Origin of the sequence: Paenarthrobacter sp. PPS72, assembly GCF_048537125.1 — a bacterium.
Lineage (GTDB): Bacteria > Actinomycetota > Actinomycetes > Actinomycetales > Micrococcaceae > Arthrobacter > Arthrobacter nitroguajacolicus_E.
This window is the reverse complement of the sequence record NZ_JBLYIE010000011.1, coordinates 22816-40277: the sequence shown is the minus strand read 5'-3', so window position 1 is coordinate 40277 and position 17462 is coordinate 22816. Positions and strand designations below refer to the sequence as shown.

The 17462-nt window shown below is 59.4% G+C and carries 16 protein-coding genes; 7 read left to right on the top strand and 9 right to left on the bottom strand.

What is annotated here, in order from left to right:
* Positions 1 to 183: 183 nt before the first annotated feature.
* Positions 184 to 387 carry a transcription antiterminator/RNA stability regulator CspE gene (cspE, locus tag ACLRGI_RS06060; RefSeq protein WP_011773907.1) on the top strand — a complete coding sequence of 68 codons (204 nt, stop codon included), beginning with the start codon at positions 184 to 186 and terminating at the stop codon, positions 385 to 387.
* A gap of 69 nt (positions 388 to 456) precedes the next feature.
* Here the strand turns inward: cspE and ACLRGI_RS06055 are convergent, their stop codons facing one another.
* The 3 genes from ACLRGI_RS06055 to ACLRGI_RS06045 form a co-directional block, all read right to left on the bottom strand.
* Positions 457 to 1341, bottom strand: coding sequence for a hypothetical protein (locus ACLRGI_RS06055; protein ID WP_419200757.1), 885 nt, complete (start codon positions 1339 to 1341; stop codon positions 457 to 459).
* A gap of 49 nt (positions 1342 to 1390) precedes the next feature.
* Positions 1391 to 2029: an ABC transporter ATP-binding protein gene (locus tag ACLRGI_RS06050; protein WP_419200756.1), complete on the bottom strand. Its 639-nt coding sequence runs from the start codon at positions 2027 to 2029 to the stop codon at positions 1391 to 1393.
* A 61-nt stretch (positions 2030 to 2090) separates the two neighbouring features.
* Positions 2091 to 2606: a hypothetical protein gene (locus ACLRGI_RS06045; protein WP_419200755.1), complete on the bottom strand. Its 516-nt coding sequence runs from the start codon at positions 2604 to 2606 to the stop codon at positions 2091 to 2093.
* 1096 nt (positions 2607 to 3702) lie between these two features.
* On the opposite strand from ACLRGI_RS06045, the gene ACLRGI_RS06040 reads away from it, so the two are divergent.
* The gene (locus tag ACLRGI_RS06040) at positions 3703 to 6264 is read left to right on the top strand and encodes a LuxR C-terminal-related transcriptional regulator (protein WP_419200754.1); all 2562 of its coding nucleotides are present in this window, start codon (positions 3703 to 3705) and stop codon (positions 6262 to 6264) included.
* 81 nt (positions 6265 to 6345) lie between these two features.
* Positions 6346 to 7608 carry an APC family permease gene (locus ACLRGI_RS06035; RefSeq protein ID WP_419200753.1) on the top strand — a complete coding sequence of 421 codons (1263 nt, stop codon included), beginning with the start codon at positions 6346 to 6348 and terminating at the stop codon, positions 7606 to 7608.
* A gap of 232 nt (positions 7609 to 7840) precedes the next feature.
* Here the strand turns inward: ACLRGI_RS06035 and ACLRGI_RS06030 are convergent, their stop codons facing one another.
* From ACLRGI_RS06030 to ACLRGI_RS06020, 3 genes are all read right to left on the bottom strand, one after another.
* Entirely contained in the window at positions 7841 to 8254 is a 414-nt protein-coding gene (locus tag ACLRGI_RS06030) for a hypothetical protein (RefSeq protein ID WP_419200752.1), read from the bottom strand.
* Positions 8255 to 8518: 264 nt separating this feature from the next.
* Positions 8519 to 9985, bottom strand: a complete 1467-nt coding sequence (locus tag ACLRGI_RS06025) for a UDP-glucose dehydrogenase family protein (RefSeq protein WP_419200751.1) — start codon at positions 9983 to 9985, stop codon at positions 8519 to 8521.
* Complete coding sequence (locus ACLRGI_RS06020; RefSeq protein WP_419200750.1) at positions 9982 to 11151, bottom strand: glycosyltransferase family 4 protein; 1170 nt, start codon at positions 11149 to 11151, stop codon at positions 9982 to 9984. Before ACLRGI_RS06020 ends, ACLRGI_RS06025 begins: the two co-directional genes overlap by 4 nt.
* A 228-nt stretch (positions 11152 to 11379) precedes the next feature.
* Between ACLRGI_RS06020 and ACLRGI_RS06015 the strand changes: the two genes are divergently transcribed.
* Positions 11380 to 12042, top strand: a complete 663-nt coding sequence (locus tag ACLRGI_RS06015) for an excalibur calcium-binding domain-containing protein (RefSeq protein ID WP_419200749.1) — start codon at positions 11380 to 11382, stop codon at positions 12040 to 12042.
* Positions 12043 to 12453: 411 nt separating this feature from the next.
* On the opposite strand, the gene ACLRGI_RS06010 is transcribed toward ACLRGI_RS06015, so the two are convergent.
* Positions 12454 to 13347 carry a hypothetical protein gene (locus tag ACLRGI_RS06010; RefSeq protein ID WP_419200748.1) on the bottom strand — a complete coding sequence of 298 codons (894 nt, stop codon included), beginning with the start codon at positions 13345 to 13347 and terminating at the stop codon, positions 12454 to 12456.
* A gap of 207 nt (positions 13348 to 13554) precedes the next feature.
* Entirely contained in the window at positions 13555 to 13986 is a 432-nt protein-coding gene (locus ACLRGI_RS06005; protein ID WP_419200747.1) for a MerR family transcriptional regulator, read from the bottom strand.
* A 154-nt stretch (positions 13987 to 14140) separates the two neighbouring features.
* Between ACLRGI_RS06005 and ACLRGI_RS06000 the strand changes: the two genes are divergently transcribed.
* The 3 genes from ACLRGI_RS06000 to ACLRGI_RS05990 all read left to right on the top strand — a co-directional run bounded on the left by ACLRGI_RS06000 (position 14141) and on the right by ACLRGI_RS05990 (position 15601).
* Positions 14141 to 14563: an Hsp20/alpha crystallin family protein gene (locus tag ACLRGI_RS06000; RefSeq protein WP_419200746.1), complete on the top strand. Its 423-nt coding sequence runs from the start codon at positions 14141 to 14143 to the stop codon at positions 14561 to 14563.
* A gap of 226 nt (positions 14564 to 14789) precedes the next feature.
* A complete protein-coding gene (locus ACLRGI_RS05995; RefSeq protein WP_419200745.1) occupies positions 14790 to 15227 on the top strand; it encodes a J domain-containing protein in 438 nt (145 codons plus the stop codon).
* Positions 15224 to 15601, top strand: coding sequence for a hypothetical protein (locus tag ACLRGI_RS05990; protein WP_017197775.1), 378 nt, complete (start codon positions 15224 to 15226; stop codon positions 15599 to 15601). The genes ACLRGI_RS05995 and ACLRGI_RS05990 overlap by 4 nt, the downstream gene beginning before the upstream one ends.
* 42 nt (positions 15602 to 15643) lie before the next feature.
* On the opposite strand, the gene ACLRGI_RS05985 is transcribed toward ACLRGI_RS05990, so the two are convergent.
* Positions 15644 to 17338, bottom strand: coding sequence for a hypothetical protein (locus tag ACLRGI_RS05985; RefSeq protein WP_419200744.1), 1695 nt, complete (start codon positions 17336 to 17338; stop codon positions 15644 to 15646).
* Positions 17339 to 17462: the final 124 nt, after the last annotated feature.

Genomic DNA, 17462 nt, shown 5'->3' with positions numbered 1-17462 from the left:
CAGCACTAGCTATCTGCTCAGATCTATGTAGACTTGACGGTGTTGTTGTGTTTGGCATTTGGTAGTTCAGGCAGTCCCCACGATCCTTCCGGATCGTGACCTTCTGAAGTAACGGTGGAGAACACCCCACACCCGGAGACCCGAAAGTCGGGACAATCTCCACCTTCAGTAAGGACTGAAAAAATGGCTACAGGTACCGTGAAATGGTTCAACTCCGAAAAGGGCTTCGGCTTCATCTCTCCTGAAGATGGCAGCCAGGACGTTTTCGCTCACTACTCTGCGATCAACTCCTCGGGCTACCGCTCCCTCGAAGAGAACCAGAAGGTTTCCTTCGACGTCGAGCAGGGCCCCAAGGGTCCCCAGGCAGTAAACATCCAGGCTATCTAGTCTTCGGATAACTAAGAAGCAGGGCCGGTCACTGACCGGCCCTGCTTTTTTGGCTGCCCATACTGACCGTTAGACAAATTTCGTCATCCGTGACCAGATAAGGACGGACACCAAGGCAACGAAGACCAAGCCCCCGGCCATGAAGGCCAGACCGACTTCGACCTCCACTGGAAATGGCGGGCGTGGACTGAACCCACCCCAGTAGTTGAAAACGCCCTGTCCGGCGGCCGTAAGAATATTTCGTGGATCGTAGGGTCCAGCGAAGGGTGCCACCATAAGCAGCCCGCCGGCAGCTAAGCTTGGTATCAGCATGCTTCTAGCCACCAATCCGACAAACAGACCTAGTAGCCCGAACATGATTGCCGTAGACGCGCTGAACGCAATTTGGACTGCAGGGCTTCCAACGGCCACAGTCGTCACAGGGTAAGGGAAGCTGCGATCCACGGAGTGTAGAAAAGCGGCTCTCAGGACGGGTGCCGCAGCAAGGCTCAACGTTGCCGCGATCAGGACCGCAGCCAAGGAAACGGCTACGACAGTAGCCGCCTTAGCGACAACGTACCAACTCGCACCTTGCATGACCACCCGGTCCTTCAAAATCCGACGGCGCACGTCGCCGGCAGCCACTCCGCACCCGTATACGAAAAAGAGCAGCGGGATCACCAGGAAAGTGATCATTTCCAGCCCGGTACCGATCGCATTCGTTCCTTCGAGGGCTTGGAAAGCAAAGTGCGCCCTCTCATAGTCATAGCGAAGTGGATTGTCCACCAGCTTCTGACCATCTTGGACCACCAAGCTGATGGGCTGCTCCATGGCGTGAGCCAGGGACAGTCCGTTGGCTGATGCTTGCGCCTCCGTCGTCTCAAGACGAGTCATGCTGGCGTCAACGTTGCTGACGTTCCCGGTGAATGCGAATACGAGAGCCAACGTAAGCCCACCGAAGGGAAGCAAAAGCATCCTGCCCCAGAGCTGATATTTCAATTCGGTTCGTACGGAGCGTAATAGGCTAATCATCAAAATCATCGACTTTGAAGGGCTGTTTGGATGGATCTCGCTGGATTTTGCCATGCCGAATGCTGAACTCAGATGAGGCGACCTTCCGGTAGAATGCGGATTCATGATCAGAGATAAGAACACAGGTGCTGTCTGAGGTAACTTCCAGCAATTCCAGCAAGCCCTTTCGGCCTGTATTGTCCAGGCCCGAAAGTGGCTCATCCAACAAGATGCATGGTTTCCGTGCAGCGAAAGCAGCCGCCAGTTTGATCTTTTTTCGTTGTCCTAGAGAATATGTTGCCGACCGTTTAAAAAGTAGCTCTTGAGTAAAGAACGCTTTGATGGCGTCATCTTCCGCGACCTGATCTATTGGTGTATCCAATAGTGCACTCAGGTTCTGCAATCCACTGAGGCGCCCATGCAACGCAGAATCATCAAAAGCTGCAGAGATGTTGTTTGCCAAAGAATCATTATGCCAAAGGATACTCCCTTGGTGACGTTCCAGCCCAGCCAAACACTTGAGTAGCGTAGTCTTACCGCTGCCATTTTCTCCGCGAAGGATATGTATGCCAGTCGAAGGAATGGTCAATGATGCGTTTTGCAATACTTTCTTGCGCCCGTACCGTTTGGAAAGTTTTATTATGCGTAGCATGAGTCCTCACTGATGAAGGGGTCGACCGCTAACGGCCCCCTTTGGGCCAAGGGTCGGTCGACTACCCCTGCCACGCATACCAGGCGCCGTCGCCGTACACATTTGCACTCTGGACGACGGTTGAGTGGTAAACATTGACGTTGCCCCAAGGGGTTGGAGTTCCTACACCCGCGTCGGTCAGGGCTCTGTAGGAGTGCTGCCAGTTGCTCGTATAACTTCGATTAATGCCGAGTGCCTGAATCGTGTTGAACCCGAAAGCGCCGACGCGTTGATAGCCGTAACTACTCGTCACCCTGCTCCAGTCGTAGTAGAAATCCACATTTTCTTCCGTAAAGAGCATCCAATTTCCGGAGTACATGCTGGCACGGCGAGATCCGACAGCTGTTGTAGAGTACGTCGGCTCACCCTTCTTTAGGGTCAACTTGTTTATAGCTCCTGTGCTTGATGCAGATTTTGGTGCTGTGATGTCTTTAAGTGTCTGCGTGCTATCGGGCTCATCAGCTGCATGGGCCGGAGTCGCGAGAGTTGCGATGAATTCTGACAGAACTACTGTCGCGATGCCGGTGCCAATTTTCATGATCGTATTTCCCCAAATGGAAGTGATCTCAAGAGCTACTTAGGCTGACTTGATTGAAGGTTTCCCGACACCCTCGCGGGAATTGGGCTTGGTTGAAGTGCCTTGCTAGCTAGTGCAAGAGAAACCACTTCACTGTTGTGGCTACTGCTCCACTGGTCGTTCAGGTGATTGAGCAATACTCTCAACCCAACAACTGCATTTGTCAAACTCGGGTGCTCACGTCTTTTGGCACGACGCCGATATCCCAAGGTTGTTTCGTGACGAATAATACGTTTCCTCACCTGCCCACTACCTAGATGAAGCTCGTCACCACCTACTTTTGCCAAAATTGCCACCTAGATGGCCCCAGAAGCACCTGTGCAAGGTCGGTTCACCACCTAGTCCAGGTTTCTCGATTTGGCTTGCGAATTAAGCTGCATTTCGGGTATCCGCAAAATAGAAGGTATGGTCGACGGTGCGATTCCCAGGTTTCCGCGACTCGTTGACTTCGTTCCAGGCGGTACGTGGTCCATCTTGTCGACCTGCACAGGCAGCGGCGACTCGATGGGCTTCGGCTCCATCTCTCCTGAAGATGGCAGTGGGACGCTTTCGCGCACTACTCTGCAATCGACTCCTCAAGCTGCCACTCCCTCGAAGAGAACCAGAAGGTTCCTTCGACGTCGAGCAGGGCCCAGGGGTCCCCAGGCAGTAAACATCCAGGCTATCCAGTCTTCGGATAACTCAAAAAGCAGGGCCGGTCAGTGACCGGCCCTGCTTTTTTGTCTGCCCTCCGATAGAAGATGTTTTCTAGTACCCCAAGTGGATATAGAACACATATCCACATAGCGAATTACACCCATGTAATTCGCTCCCGGCCTTCCGTAGCGTGGAAAGTAATCCACCCACAGCGCTAAGGGAGCACCATGGACTGCCTGATTTTCGAACAGCCCCACCACCTAGACGAGTCCCGCCACCACCTAGATTTGCTCCAATCACCACCTAGGCGGCCCCAAAACTGTCTGTGCAAGGCCGTTTTGCCACCTAGTCCCGTTTTCAAGATCTAGCCTGCGAAGTGAGCCGCATGTCGGGCATCCACAAAAACAGAAGGCTAGGTCGAGTGTTCGATTCAGAGGTTCAGCGAATCCTCGACTTCGTTGCGCGCGGTATCGGCGTCAGGGTTGTTGGCGCACCCGGGAGCGGTAAGACATCGGTAGTGCGCAACGTCATGAGCAACCTGGAGAAGACCGGTGTTTCCGTGCACTTCATCAGTGGTCTCCGTACACACCGCAGCATCCCGTACTCGGCCATTAAAGGGCTCGGCCTGGAAATGAGGCCCGGCCGGAGCGGGGTCTTCGATATCGCCGATGTTTTCTCGAGCCAGCTGTCCAAGGCCGGTAAGCACCTGCTGGTGGTTGATGACCTCCACTTGGTGGACAGTGAGTCCCTGGCAGTGTTGGAGGCCGTCAGGCGGAGATCCGATTGTCCTATGGTGGCCACTGCCCCTGAAGCATGGGCTTTCTCCAGAGGCCAGTTAGCCGTCCTGAACACCGGTCGGGAGGCGCACCTGCAACTGGACCCACTCCACTACGAGCAGGTCCATTTACTCATCGCCCAGGTTCTTGGTGCGCCGGCAGACGCTGACACAACTGCCCGAATTCTCACGAAGTCAGCCGGCAACCCGCGTCTCATTGTGCGGATCGCAGAGACCGCTTCACTCAGCAAGCTATTGGTCATGAAGGACAAGCAATGGTGCATGGCCGCCGACTCCTTATGGAACGAGCACCTTCGTGGCACACTTGAGGCCCTCCTGGCTGAACTGACTGCGGACGAGTACACGGCACTGCACATCATGGCGATTCTCGGTACAGCCAGGGTGGACGTCCTCCACAAGGTCATCCACCCGGACGCCTTGGAAGGACTGGAACGTAGGGGATTCCTGTCCGTCCTGACGGACCACCACAATGGCTCAATAGCTGCCATCAGTCCGCCCGTCATTGCTGATTACTTCCGCGGAAACAAGCAGCTCAGGGATCGCAAACTACTCCACAGCAAGATCGCTGGAGTCCTTGAAGCTACTACTCCACAGGCGGCCCCGGAGAAACACACCACAGAGGACTGCCTCTCCCGGGTGCTTTCAACTCTCCGCCTTGAGAAGGGCGACGACGACGCCATCACCTCCCGGCACTTCCATGATCACAACGCGGACAGGGAACGCATCCGCTTCGAACGCTGGCAAGCCAACAAGTCTGCGTCCAATGCGGCCGCGCTCCTCCGGATCTACTGGGGTGCTCCCGTCAATGTTGAGCGTGCCAGGCTTGTCTGCGCCGAAACAACAGACTTCGACGCCGATCCCAGCGACCTCCTGTTTGTCACGATCACGGAGGCCATGCTCGCGATCCACACAGGCCTTGGCCCGGGTGCCGCCGTCGACATCCTCCAAAAGTTCGCAGGGCAGAACCCGCACCTGAAAGCTGAAATCGAGAACGCCATCCTGTTCCTCAGCGCTTCCCACGGCAGGGTTCCACCGAACACACGCAAAGCGTCGGGGGCTTCTAAGAATCAAAAGTCTGGAATGGGGAGCTTGGTTGATGGGCTGCTGGCGCTTTACCGCTTCAAGCCAGCCGCGGCCCTCGAAGCTGTTGAAGGACTGGGAGACGATGATGCCTTTTCACATCTTCGACCTTTCATACGCGGCTTCGGGCTATTCGCCGCAGGACGCGTGGAGGAGTCCTTGGTCTTCGCGCTGGACTGGCGGGCCGAAGCACGGAAGAACCTGGACCAGTTCGGCGTGGTCACCAGCAGTTACGTTGCTGCACATGGATTGCTCTATCGGGGACACTTTGAAGAGGCCGAGTACCTCATGAGCAGTGTCTTTGCGATGGGCCGCCCGGGCTTCGTTGTCGACTCGCTCTACGATGCCATGCTCAGGCTGGCTGGGCTCCGTCACGCGACAACGGCCATGTTGCCGGCCCTTTCCATAGCTGCCCAGGCGCGGACGGAGGTGCCCGACGTCGGACCGCTTCCCGGCATCGGCAAGGGAGCTTACGAGCTCATTGCTCACAACAACGCCCAACCTTCAGCGTTTGACCGAAAAGCCAGCAAACTCATTAGACGACAACTTAAGAGCGGCTACGTCCTCGAAGCCATGATGACTGCGCTCCTTTGTACGTGCCTTAGCCCCGGTCGGCCCGTTCTGGACCTGCTGCAGAAGATTCTGCGTGAGAGCGGCATCACGGTCCATGACCAGCTGATTGCCATTGCTACTGCGGTGGTGGAAGGTGACCAAAAGCTGCTTGGGCTGCTCCTTAAGCACTACGAACCTGACATCGACACCTACCAGGTAGGAATGCTGCTCCGAGGAGCGCTCAAACGCCACGTGATCGACGGCGATGCTGCCGCGGCCGACGCCATGGCGCAGGCTTCGTCGATCTTCGCTGTCCGCTTCCCGTCGGCTAACGAGCAGCTTTCCTTCAATTCCTTCAGGACCACTCCGCTGACCGAAAGGGAGATTGAGGTCGCCGTGCTGGCTGGACACCGCAGCAACGTGGAAATTGCGGAACATCTAGGCATCAGTGCAAGGACCGTGGAGAACCACATCTCCAATGCCTTGCGGAAGACTGGCGCAACATCCCGCAATAGTCTTTTCATGCTCGTTGGGAATTCACTTCCGCCCCGCTGACGCGGGATAGGCTGGATTCACCTCCAACACCGGTCTCCGACGCGCAGCGCTGAGCCCGGTTCCGCAGTGTGAAGGGTATCCGTGAGCAACTCCCCGGCTTTGGCCCGCCGACTCGGCACATTTGACGCCTCACTCATCGGTCTGGGTTCCATGATCGGAGCCGGTGTCTTCGCAGCGTTCACGCCAGCCGCTGCGGCAGCCGGATCCGGCCTGCTCATCGGGTTGGTGGTTGCTGCCTTCGTCGCGTTCTGCAACGCCACATCATCCGCCCAACTCGCTGCTGCCTATCCAACATCCGGCGGTACCTATATCTACGGACGCGAACGGCTCGGCCCGTGGTCCGGGTTCCTGGCGGGCTGGGGATTCGTCATCGGCAAAACGGCGAGTGCCGCTGCCATGGCGATGACCTTCGCCGCCTACGCCGCACCGCAAGGTTGGGAGCGCCCGGTGGCGATTGCCGCCGTCGTGATTCTGACCGCCGTGAACTATCACGGGGTGACCCGCACGGCCGGGCTGACTCGGGTGCTGGTGGTTGCTGTATTGGCTGCCCTGACAACTGCCGTCGCTGCGGTCTGGGGTGGTTCCGGTCCTGACTTTGGGAGTTTCGTAGGGGAGGGGTTACTGGGTCACGGTTGGTACGGCATCCTGCAGTCAGCGGGTCTGCTGTTCTTCGCGTTTGCCGGGTACGCGCGGATCGCGACGATGGGTGAAGAAGTACGCGAGCCCAAGCGCACCATACCCAGGGCGATCAGCATTGCCTTGGGAATCACCATCGTCATCTACGCGGTCATAGCCGTTACTCTGCTGGCGGCTCTCGGCCCTGACGGCGTTGCGGCTACGGCGACCCCGTTGGCGGATGCCGTAGGTGCGGGCACCTTGGCCTGGGCTTCGCCAGTGGTACGAGTCGGTGCCGCTGTTGCCTCCTTGGGCGCGTTGTTGGCGCTCATTGCGGGACTCGGAAGAACGAGCCTGGCCATGGCCCGCGAGCACGACTTGCCGCACTGGCTCTCCGCGGTGCATCCGAAGTACAAGGTTCCGCACCGGGCTGAGATCTCGCTAGCTGTGGCGATCTGCTTGATCATCGCAGTGACTGATCTCCGTGGGGCAATAGGCTTCTCGTCCTTCGGAGTGCTGCTGTACTACTTGGTGGCCAACATCGCCGCCTACACCCAGCCACCGGAAGACCGCCGCTACCCGAAGTTCCTGCAGGTGTCGGGCGCCGTTGCCTGCGTGGTCCTCGTTGCCACCTTGCCGCCCGTGTCTGCCGGCTTGGGTGTGCTGATGTTCGTGGTCGGAATCGTTTACCGCTTGGTGCGTTTGCGGTTGAGTCGTCCGGCCCGCTGACATTCCGGCTGGGCACGGCCCCACCCGGGGGTTTGTAGGTGGAGCCGTGCCGTAGTGCCTCCGACGCCAGGGCGGGTGGGGCTCCCGCCGGACACCGGGATACCCGCCCCGGAGGCACAAGAAGAGACTATGGGCGGTTCCCGGTCCCTAGGTGCTCCGAAGTGCCTTCTAGGTGCTGGCTGCGAGGAAAATAGGGGTAGTGGGGTGCAAATTAGGTGCCAGCCGGGAGCGCCTAGGTGTTGGCCCGCCGTCGAGCGTTTCTGCGTTCCACTGACTCCATGTAAGTGACAATGCTCGCGATAGTCAGGCCGATAGAGCAGACAACCGCCGTTGCGGTGGACGCTTCCTGCAACGGGACCACCAACAGTGGGCTGAGCATCATGGCGTTCCCGAAGCCCGAGACGGCGAAGATTCCTGCTTTGAGAAGCAGGCACTTGAGCGGTTCGACAATCAACATCGTGATGGGCGCCACAACTCCCAGAGCCATCGTCAAAACGACGGCAGTGGTCCGCAAACCTGAAGGATCAAGGAACTCCAGCCCCTCAGGAGGGGGCGCCGTTCCGAGCAAGGTGGCTGACACCGCAGAGCAAACAGCTATGACGCAGGCGATGATGCGAAGAGCTGCTGGGTAGAAGTGCGTGATCACTAATGAATCCTTGTCGTTGACGGTTCAACCCCTGTCCGTAGAGGTAGTAGTCCGAACCAAGGACAAGTGACGCGAAACCCTTCGTTAGCGCTGGCAGGCTGGCGGACATGGATTCACCCAGCACCGTTCCGACCGTCGAGCTCCGCATTTCCATCAGTGAGACTGAACCGCTGAGCTGGCGGCAACTCGTCCTCCCCGAAACGCCACAGTCGCTGAGCTGCACGGTGCCATCCAGTGCGCGTTCGGGCGGAAGAACTCTCACCTTTACGCCGTTGCCGGCCATGACCCCACGGGCAGGAAACGCAGCATTATGGGCGTCGACGACGGCGATGTTCCAGTAGGTACCGAGCTGGCGGCTGATGTGCGGCCAGCTGAGCTTATTGACCCGCGTTCGCCGGGCCCAACCACAGACGCGCCCGTCCCCAACCCGCGGACCGTCCACCCCGCACTTCGCCAGGCCTCAGCGTCCAGTACGTTTCGAGCGTCCAGCACCATCCGGCGTCGTACGAGTGACCCAGCAACAACCGGTGAGAGGGAAACGTACTCGTTCCATTCGGTGAGCAGCAGCACCAGTTCGGCGCCTTCGAGGGCGCGCTTGGTGGAGGCCTCGAAGCGGATTTGCGGGTAGCGGATCCAGGCGTTGTTGATGGCTTTGGGGTCGGTGACGGTCACATGTGCGCCGGCGTCGGCGAGTTGCTGTGCGACGTCCAGGGCGGGGGAGTCGCGGATGTCGTCGGTGTCGGGCTTGAACGCGGCGCCGAGGATGGTCACCGTGCGGCCGGACAGGAAGCCGCGGCACATCTCGCGGGCCACCTCCACGGCGCGGGATCGTTGGTCTAGGTTCACCGAATCAACCAAGGCCATCCACTCATCCACGGACGGCACGGAAAGCTCACGGGCCTGTGCGCGGAACGAGCGGATGTCCTTGGGCAGGCAGCCGCCCCCGAAGCCGAGCCCGGCGTGCAGGTATCGGTTGCCGATGCGCGGGTCCAAGCCCATTGCCTCGCTGAGCTCACTCACGTCGGCGCCCGACGCGTCGCACAGCTCGGCCATCGCGTTGATGAAGCTGACCTTCGTGGCAAGGAACGCGTTGGACGCCGACTTGATGAGCTCCGCCGTCGCAAAGTTGCAGACCAAACGCGGGATGCCGGCGCTGATCAACGGCTCGTACACCGCGTCCAGCACGGCTGTAACCGGAGCACCTGCGGCCGCGCCCCTGCCACCGGGGACGCCGTAAACGAGGCGGTCGGGCACCAGCGAATCCTTGACAGCCGTGCCCTGACGCAGGAACTCGGGGTTCCAGCCGAGCAGCACGTCGGAGCGTCGAGCCAGCAGCGCGCGGAGCGTCTCCACTGTGCCTACCGGCACCGTGGACTTACCGACGACGGCGGCACCCTTGGCCAGGTGCGGCAGGAGGCTTTTCGTGGCGCCCATCAGGTAGGAGAGGTCGGCTGTGTCAGAGGTCTTGGACTGCGGAGTACCTACGCAGAGGAAGTGGACCTGGGCATCCGCAGCCGCGGCGAAGTCCGTGGTGAAGACGAGCCGGCCGGTGGTGCGACCGTCCTTGAGGAGCTCATCCAACCCGGGTTCGTGGAAGGGCGCAATCGCTTTGTTGAGCTGCTCAACTTTGGAGGCGTCGACGTCGATACCCACCACGGTGTGGCCCATCGAAGCGAGCGTGGCGGCGTGGACTGCGCCGAGGTAGCCGCAGCCGATCACGGAGATCTTCATGAGGAGGGTCCTTTGCTTGAGGTGAATTCGCTGGGCCCTGATGTTCCGCAGGGCACGCCGGAGATGACTTCGTTGTAGTGGCGCACCAGGTCCGCGCTGAGGACCGGCCACGTCCTGCCCTGCACCGAAGCGGTGGCGGCCGTGGCGAACGCGCGGCGCTTGGCGTCGTCGCCGATCAAGTCCTGCACATAACCGCGCAGCTGGCCGAGATTGCCGGGTTCATACAGCCAGCCCGTGCGTGAGTTCTCCACGAGGTCCAAGGGGCCGCCGCGGCCTGTCGCGACCACGGGTACGCCGGATGCCATGGCTTCCTGGATGGTTTGGCAGAAGGTCTCGAATTCGCCGGGGTGGACGAAGAGATCGAAGCCGGCGACGGCCTGAGCCAGCGCATCCCCGCCAAGGAAACCGGCGAAGTGGGCATTCGGAAGAGCCGCTTGGAGTGCTTCCCGCTGCGGGCCGTCACCGACGATGACAAGTTTCGTGTTCGGCAAATCTGCCAGCACCGCGAGGTCTTCAACCTGCTTTTCGACGGCGAGCCGGCCGACGTAGCCAATGATGCGGTGACCGTCGGGCGCTACTGAGCTCCGCCACGCCGTCGAACGCTTAGCGGGGTTGAAGCGCGCGGTATCCACACCGCGGCGCCACATGTCCACGCGCAGGATGCCGCGGCCGCGCAACTGGTTCAGCGCGAACGTGGACGGCACCAGGGTTCGGGTGGCCAGGAGGTGGATGTTGTCCACACGGTTCCAGGCCCAGTTCTCCAGGAACGGCACACCGTAGCGGGCGGCGTAGCTGGGAACCTCGGTTTGGTAGATCGCGACAGTCGGAATGCCGAGCTGATGGGCGGCTTGCACGGCGCGCCAGCCGAGGACGAACGGGGAAGCGAGGTGCACCACGTCGGGGGAGAAATCGGCAAGGATTCGCTTGACCCGATTCACACCACCCAACGCAACCCGCACATTCGTGTAACCGGCCAGCGGCACCGAAGGAAGCCGGTGCACATACGCACCCTTCTCGACGCTCGAAACATCAGTGTCCGACGTCGACGGCGCGATCACCATCACCTCATCCCCGCGCTCTTGCAGATGCTCCAGCACCCGCAGTATCGAGTGGGTTACCCCATTCATCAGTGGCAGGAATGATTCGGCGACGATTGCGATCCTCACGCCTACAACGGTGGTCGCGGCGGTTGGCTTGGCGGGTTCGAACGGGTGGCTTGTGGGGGAAGAGTTGGTTAACAGGTGGGTTGGGGCCTTACGCAATTTCGTAATACTTGGGAGGAATAATAGTTGCATTGTTCGCGCTGGTATCTTGAATTCCTAGCGAGTCCTCGGGAAGCATCTGGCAAGCCCGCCTTTCCCGAATGCCTGGGCTCGCTTCAAAAAGGGGACATTTTGAAGAAAACACTCGCACTGGTTGTGCTCACCGGTCTTATGCTGACCGGCTGCGCGACAAAACAGGCCTCCAGCCAAACGCCGGCGACTGCAGCTGCATCGGCTGTAGCCGGTCTAACTGTCGAAGTGCCGGACGTCGTCGGGCTCACCCTCGACAAGGCCACGGACCAGCTGAAGGACCTCGGTCTCAAGGTCGAGGCCAAAGATGTAAACGATGACAAATCAATCATCGTCAAAAAGAACTGGCAGGTGGTCAGCGAAGATCCTGTCGGTAAGACCAAGGTAGCTGAGGGATCGACTATCAAACTTGGGGTCAAACATCTCACTGACGAGACGGCCACCCCGACACCCACTCCGACGCCGACGCAGGCGCCGGTTCCCTTGGTTGCGCCCGTCGCTCCGGAGGTGCAGGCACCCCCAGTCGCTCCCGTTGCTCCGCCAGCCCCGCCCGTGGTGGAGGCGCAGCCGGCTCCTGTGGCTCCTGTGGCCCCGCCGGTGGTGGAGGCTCCTCCTGTTGTGGCACCGCCCGCCCCGCCCGCAGCTGTCTACTACGCCAACTGCGCAGCCGTTCGAGCGGCAGGTGCGGCCCCGATCCACATCAGCCACCCAGGCTACGGAAGTCACCTTGACGGGGACGGAGACGGCTGGGGCTGCGACAAGTAAAGCTCAGTAGCAGGTTGTAGCAATGGCCACTCCGTTTCGGGGTGGCCATTGCCATGCATGGGGGGGCTAAGAATGCTGCGTGTTACTCGTCAACGCCCATGGGTTTCTGCGCCCGCTTCAAATCCTTCCGCAACCCCCGATTGTCCTCCCGCAGCCCGCGGTTGTGAGTGTGCTTGGCCGTCCCGCTGGCTATTATCGCTTGCGGGGACTCTTCTGGAGGCGGTGGTAAAGACGTTCCTTCACGTCAACATCGGGCAGGGAAGGGAGGGCAGGGCAGGACTGGAATGGCCGAGAGTCATTGGTATGAAGAAACGGCAAAACCCCCGCTGACCTGAACTCACAGATGAGCCGGAACATTTGGCCCATTCTCGAACAGTGATTCATGCCGGCGAGGGTTCGGCAGTTTTCCCTCTACTTGGTGGCTACGAATACTTTGTCGCCGAGCATTCCGGGCCGGACTGCGAGGGTCGCTTGTCCGGCCGATGCACTCGGAACTTCAAAGACTGCATTTCCTGTTGCGCTAGCGCCTTTGTAGAGCGTGCTCGTGCTATCAATTGGCTCTGGTGCGATGACAAGCTTGTCGAAACTGTTGATAGTTTTGCCTTCTGCGGTGACGTACTCGACTGATACAAACGCTGGCATCTGGCCGTTACCATCGTCACCTGTGTAAGTCACGGAGTAGTTCACCAAGATGTACTCCGATCCGGCGGCGGGTGGTTCATTGATCTGGCTGGCTGCCACCACTGCGTCCGTTGCCGCCAAGGTGACCGAATTGACTACGACACGCCAGTCTTTGGATTCGATGACTGAACCAATGGCATATGGGCTTTCTCGAGTTCCGGCATTCGTGGCTGCTTCGGTCTTTGCTCCACCGTCAGTGGCTCCGTCCTTGGAAGGCTCCACAACCTTTGTGTCACCGCTGCCGAATGCGCTGTCGAACGAGGTGGCAACAACCGCTGTGAAGACAACAACCCCGACTATCGTCCCGACGACTGACGTGATCAGGGCTGTAATTCCCATCCACTTGGCTTTGTCTTTCAGGAAAAGGGAGACGATAGCCAAGATAAATGCGATAGGCAGCAAGACCCAGCCGACTATCAGGGCGCCGGGAATGCATGCAAAGATGAACCCAAGCACGGCTGTTATGAGTGCTATAAGGCCCACAATGTTTAACTGTTTTTGCGGACCCGTCGGCGGGGCTGAAGGAGTGTACGGAGGTACACCTGCGCCCTGCGCATATTGAGGGTGCTGAGGATGAGGCGACGGCTGCTGTGAGCCCGCCCCCGGGAACTCTGGAGTTGTCATGGCATAACTATGGCAGAGGTCAAGGTTTATGTATCCTGAAAACATCTCGCAATGAATTGCTTTTCAATAACCTTATTGCTCGGGGTGCATCTAATATGTGATGCCATCCTTCCATTTATCCATCAGAAGGTCCGCTGTTGTAGATCTGACGGCTAGGGCTTTTACGGATGCGTCTATTTGCAAACAGCGGGACTCGCCGGGCCTGGCCTATCTTGCAACACCCCGCGCCCGCTTCAGATCCTTCCGCAACCCCCGGTTGTCCGCCCGCAACTCCCGGTTGTCGTCAGCCAACCCCTTGTTGTCCTTCGTCAGCCCCCGGTTCTCGGCCTCCAGCTCCAGCACCAGTTTCACGCCGGCCAGGTTCAGCCCCTCGTCCAACAAGACCCCGATCCGGCGAAGCGTCGCAAGGTCGCTTTCGCTGTAGCGGCGCGTGCCGCCGTCGGTCCTGTCCGGGGTGAGTAGGCCTTTGCGCTCGTACTGCCGGATGTTCTGCTGCCCCGTGCCAACGAGCTCCGCCGCCACCGAGATCGCGTAGACCCCACGCGAGTCTGAGTCCACACCTGAGGTGCCGTCCGCAACAGAAGCCGACCCTCCGCCGTCGTACTCTTCAGCGGCAGTCTCACCGTCCGAAGCTGCCATCAAAGACCTCCAAAAATCTTCCGGAAAACTACTTGCATCAACTCTCTCACTAGTGCTATAAAAAATCTATACCAGCCAACACAGATTAAGCAGGACTGAGCAGGCTGGTACCAACAACAGAATCAGCATCAAGATCCAAAGGAGTGAGAACCACATGCTGATGCGCACTGACCCGTTCCGCGAATTCGACAGGCTCGCCCAACAGGTTTTTGGCACAACAGCTCGCCCGGCCGGAATGCCGATGGATGCATGGCAGGAGGACGGACAATTCGTTGTTGCCTTCGATCTGCCTGGTGTAAGCCCTGATTCAGTTGAACTGGACGTCGAACGGAACGTCCTCACGGTAAAGGCAGAACGTAAGTCGCCCGCGGGCGAGAACACCGAGATGATCGCCGCCGAGCGCCCACAGGGTGTCTTCAGCCGCCAGCTCATCCTAGGTGACACCCTCGACACCGACGGCGTCCAGGCCAGCTACGACGCCGGGGTGCTCACACTCCGCATCCCCGTCGCCGAGAAGGCCAAGCCGCGGCGCATTGAAATCCAATCCAAGGAGCAACGGCAGGAAATTAACGCCTAATCCCTTCCGCCCTGCCGGAAGGCTCACCCGGGGGTGGCCGACCGGCAGGGCGCCAGCCGGGAACAACGGAGGCGGCCGCATCGGAATAGTTGGGCGCAGGCTTCGCGCCACGTCACAGCGTTTTTTAGCGCACATGAAAGCGACCCCCGCCCGTCGTCTCCCGAGTGATGGCCCCCGGCTCAGCCGGGGGCCATCTCCCAATCCGCAGCACGAACCGGAACCAGCAGTGAGCACCCAACCTGACCACTACGCCACCCTCCACGTGTCGCCGGACGCGACGGCCCGTGAGATCAGCCGCGCCTACCGCACGCTACTGCGGACCCACCACCCGGACACACGCCAAAAGGTCGACGACGGCGAAACCACCTCCGCTGCCAACCTCCAGGAACTGCACGCCATCATGCAGGCGTACGTCGTTTTGTCGGACCCGGGGAAACGGGCGGCATACGATCGTGCGCGGCGAACGCCCGGTGGTACGGGCGGGACCCCCGTGAAGGTCCGGTTCCATCGGTCCGAAACTGCGCCCGGCGGAGGAGCATCAGGCAGCGGCGGAACGTCAGGAAATGGCGGAACGTCAGGCAGCCGCAGGGCCCAGTCTCCGCTGGTGTTCGGGCCATCCCGTTGGGAACCTTCACCCCTGAGAACCCGAAGGAGTAATCCATGAGTGCTTGGCGTCCATACGACGGCCACATCATTCCCGCGTTCTATGAGCGGTTCGAGAAACGCTGGGGGAGAGGGACGGCCCCGTTCCTGGACCCCGAAGTCCATGAACAACCGCTGCCCCGCGCCCAGTGGATCAACCCGGACACCGGGGCGGCCGTTGCCGTGGTCCCCATCTGGACGGACGACCCCGAGCACCGTTCCTTCGGTGTCTTCTACCTCCCGCCGGCCGGAGATATTTGGATGCTTCGCCCAGGACCAACGACGTTCCTGGAACCCAGCGGCGGAGCCAACAAGGAGCAAGTGACTCTCCGCAACGACGCCTTCAAGAAGGCCGTTAACCATGCCAAGGAGTTCATCTACGGCCCCCAACTTTAGGGGGCGCGGTGGTATTGGCTGCCAGTCCGCGCCCTAAGGTGATCACTTGACTTGGGGCATGTCCAACTGAACCGAGGAGCATGACTCTGCAGCTTGCTGCCCATCAAGAAACTGGACTGGCAGGAGGGCGAGAACAACACTGTCAGTGGGGAACGAAGAAACTTTGCCGCCATTCTTGAGCGGCTCAGCAGAAGGGCTTCGCGAGGCGACGATGGTTTGATTGTCGCGGGTGCCCAGGACCCATACGGGGTGGGAAGTTTCCGGATTGCTGAGTTGCTGCAAACATGCCGGCATGGGGTAGTTCGCCTTCGCGAACGCTTGGGTTCCTTGGATGCGAAGGTTATATCCGGCGACCATCTCTGTTTGGACGACAGTAAGTAAGCACAGAAGCACGGAGGAGACGGTAACAATGCGCATCATAAAGAGCAGCGAGTTGCCACTCTGTTTTCCTACCCACACAAGCAACCACGTCACGGCAGCTACAGCGGTCAGCGCAAGAAGCCCGGGGGTAAAGGAAAAGACTTGAGTCCAACCTACGGCGCTCACGAGAGATCCGGTGCCGAGACCCTCCAGATAGGCCCACGCCGGAAGCCGCGTAAACAGAGTAAGTACTATGGCGGCTGAGCCTATGTTGAGTGCCAGTCCCGGTAGGCCTCTGCCGCTTAGCAGCCAGTGAGCAGCCGCGAGACGGGACACCAACCAGGCCAACGTCATTCCGGCCGTCAGCCAAGCTGCCGCTGCCATGCCTCCCGGCAGACCGGCAGCGATGGTTCCACAGACCCAGAGGATTCTCCCTACGAAGTAGCTCACTCCAGCCCCAGCCAGCAAACTGAAAACGGTTTGGATCTTCAGGTATGTTTTCGTGCCACTGTCTGCCTTTGAGTCCTCGCCTGGCCAAGACCAGCCAGCAGCCTCGCGGGGCTTCTGCGGAAGGGGGAAACGAATAAGGACTTTGGATCCTTTGAACGCCCCAAACGGTACAACAGCCCAGAGTGCCGCGACGTAGATGAAACCAAAAAGCAATGTCCAGGCAAGAATCAGAATGTACGATTCCGCTGCAGACCACGATTCCTCAGGGAACCAGGCCAGTAATCCATCCATGGCAGGGAAACCATGAAAGGTAGTTTTTGTTGTTTCGGCTGTGAGGAAGCCTAGAAGTGACAGGGCCGTAAAGACGGCCGCGAATTTCCAGCCGTGACTCTTTGCAGAACTTTGTCGGGCTAGGCGAGACGCTGCATTGGAAGCTCTTAGATCGCCGTCGGGGAAGGACTGCCTCACTTGTTGCAGGACAGGGCCGTGCTCGCCATAGATGTAGAGGGGGCTCTTGTCGGAAGGATCTGGGTTTGAATCGCCACTGCCTCGATCCACTACCCATCTGGGCATCTGTCCGTAGTCAGGGCTCACGAATGTTGGTTCAAGGACGACTGGAGCGTTGGGGATGCTGGACAGAACTGTTCGGAGTTCATGAATGAACTGCTCCCGCGTCGCAGTGCCGACGACGCGAAGACCTGTGCGAACCAATGTCATGCGGAAGTCGGATTCCCATGTACTGGCTTTTTCGATGACCCAGCCAGCTTTCGTGACGGCGCTCTCAATAGGTCCACGGAAGCCCGATGAGGTGAATTTCACCTCGACGACCAGCGAACCGTAACCGTTGAGTTTGGCATAGAGCCGTTCCCCAAACGAGCCACCAAGAACGGAACCAACTTTGTTGTATCCAGTAGTCCACGCTGACAATCGATTTGCTCCTAAGTCTGATGGGGCCGACGCATAGTGCCTCCCTCTAACTTGAGTGAGCTGCTGTAGCAATAAGTGACGGGGGAATGGTCGAGCGTTCAATCGTGAGGGGTTAGCTCTCGGC

Coding starts and splice junctions, on each gene's coding strand:
- cspE (WP_011773907.1), top strand. CDS start 184: ATGGCTACAGGTACCGTGAAATGGTTCAACTCCGAAAAGGGCTTCGGC.
- ACLRGI_RS06055 (WP_419200757.1), bottom strand. CDS start 1,341: ATGCTTTTGCTTCCCTTCGGTGGGCTTACGTTGGCTCTCGTATTCGCA.
- ACLRGI_RS06045 (WP_419200755.1), bottom strand. CDS start 2,606: ATGAAAATTGGCACCGGCATCGCGACAGTAGTTCTGTCAGAATTCATC.
- ACLRGI_RS06050 (WP_419200756.1), bottom strand. CDS start 2,029: ATGCTACGCATAATAAAACTTTCCAAACGGTACGGGCGCAAGAAAGTA.
- ACLRGI_RS06000 (WP_419200746.1), top strand. CDS start 14,141: ATGCTGATGCGCACTGACCCGTTCCGCGAATTCGACAGGCTCGCCCAA.
- ACLRGI_RS05990 (WP_017197775.1), top strand. CDS start 15,224: ATGAGTGCTTGGCGTCCATACGACGGCCACATCATTCCCGCGTTCTAT.
- ACLRGI_RS06025 (WP_419200751.1), bottom strand. CDS start 9,985: ATGAAGATCTCCGTGATCGGCTGCGGCTACCTCGGCGCAGTCCACGCC.
- ACLRGI_RS06005 (WP_419200747.1), bottom strand. CDS start 13,986: ATGGCAGCTTCGGACGGTGAGACTGCCGCTGAAGAGTACGACGGCGGA.
- ACLRGI_RS06010 (WP_419200748.1), bottom strand. CDS start 13,347: ATGACAACTCCAGAGTTCCCGGGGGCGGGCTCACAGCAGCCGTCGCCT.